This is a genomic window from Enterovirga sp. (assembly GCF_035325185.1).
Lineage (GTDB): Bacteria > Pseudomonadota > Alphaproteobacteria > Rhizobiales > Beijerinckiaceae > Enterovirga.
In genome coordinates this window covers 3,659-5,029 of record NZ_DAOLAJ010000153.1, presented here as the reverse complement: position 1 = coordinate 5,029, position 1,371 = coordinate 3,659, and the positions used below count along the sequence as shown (strand labels likewise).

The window sequence follows — 1,371 nt, the reverse complement described above, 5'->3', positions numbered from 1 at the left end:
ACATCCCCCGCGCATTGCTCGTCGAAGCGGACCCGGTCGAGGCGGGCCGGATCGCGGGATTCCTCCCGGCATCGTCGCGCGGCTTCGAGGTGGACCGCGCCGCGTCGCTCGCCGAGGCCCGCTCGCGACTGCGGGAAGCCGCCCCCGACGTGGTGCTCGCGAGCCTGTCGCTGCCGGACGGGGCGGGCCTGTCGTTCGTGCGCGAACTGGCCGCCTGGGCCCCGCTGGTCGTGGTGGTGGAGCCCGGAGCCGCCGCGCAGGGCGAGGAGGCGATCGCGGCCGGGGCCCTCGACTTCGTGGTGCGGGGCGAGACGAGGGAGGGCTCGCTCGCGCGTACGCTGCGCCACGCGATCGAACGCCACGCGCTCGCCTCGCGGCTGAGGGTCATGAGCGAGGGCCTCGAGCGCGGCGTCGACGAGCGCACGGCGGCGCTGCAGCACCGGCTCTCGGAGGAGCGGCAGTCGCGCGAGGCATTGCTCAGCATGATGGAGGACGTCGATCACTCGGCGAAGGAACTCGCGCGCAGCGAGAACCGCCTGCGCGGGCTGGTCGAGCAACTGGAAAAGCTCGGAATCCGGGCCTTCACGACCGAGGATGCCCTTGCGGCCCTCGGGCCGATCATGGATGACGGCCCGCCGAACGTCGCCTTCGCGGATGTCGACTGGGAGCGGTGGGCGGCGGCCTCGGAGGTGTCGGGCACGCCGCGCTTCAGCCTTCTCGTCCACGCATCCGCCGCCAGCGACCGCGTCTCGGCACTGCGGCGCGAACTGGCCGCCCTACCGCCCGCCATGCGGAGCAGCCGCCTGGAGGAGGTGATCAAGGCGGCGCTCGGTGCCGTCCTGCGCACGACGCCGGACAAGATCCCGAGCGACCGCCCGCTCGACAGGCTCGGCGTCGATTCGCTGATGGCCGTCGAGCTGACCCTCGGCCTCGAGCAGGAGATCGGCATCAAGCTTCCGACCGCGCTCCTGATGCAGGGGCCGAGCGTCGGCACGCTCGCCGCCCATCTGCTGCACGAGCTTCTGGCGATCGACCGCCTGGAGGAGGCCGCGGTCGAGGACCTCAGCGAGGCCGAGACGGATGCGATGCTGGAAATGCTGATCGCATCGGGCGAACTCGATCTGGAAGCTGTGTGATGTCCTCTGGCAACCCGCGCCTGAAGGCCCTGACTCCCGAGCAGAAGCGCCGGCTTCTGCAAGCGGCCCTGGCACAGCGCGAGGGCCGCTCGCATGCGGCGGCCGCGAGCCAGCCCGAGAGCGGGCCCTGGGTGAAGCCGATGGCGCGCCGACCCCACGCCGCGCGGCGCCTCCTGTGCTTCGCCCATGGCGGGGCGGGCGCGGCGCGGCTCCCGGCTTGGCCCCCTCTCCCGCC

At 73.0% G+C, this 1,371-nt stretch carries 2 protein-coding genes; both read left to right on the top strand.

The window, feature by feature from the left end; genetic code table 11:
* The coding region (locus tag PKD06_RS18300) for a phosphopantetheine-binding protein (protein WP_324382667.1) at positions 1-1,136 on the top strand (1,136 nt) is incomplete at its 5' end.
* The coding region (locus PKD06_RS18295; RefSeq protein WP_324382665.1) for a hypothetical protein at positions 1,136-1,371 on the top strand (236 nt) is incomplete at its 3' end. The genes PKD06_RS18300 and PKD06_RS18295, both read left to right, overlap by 1 nt.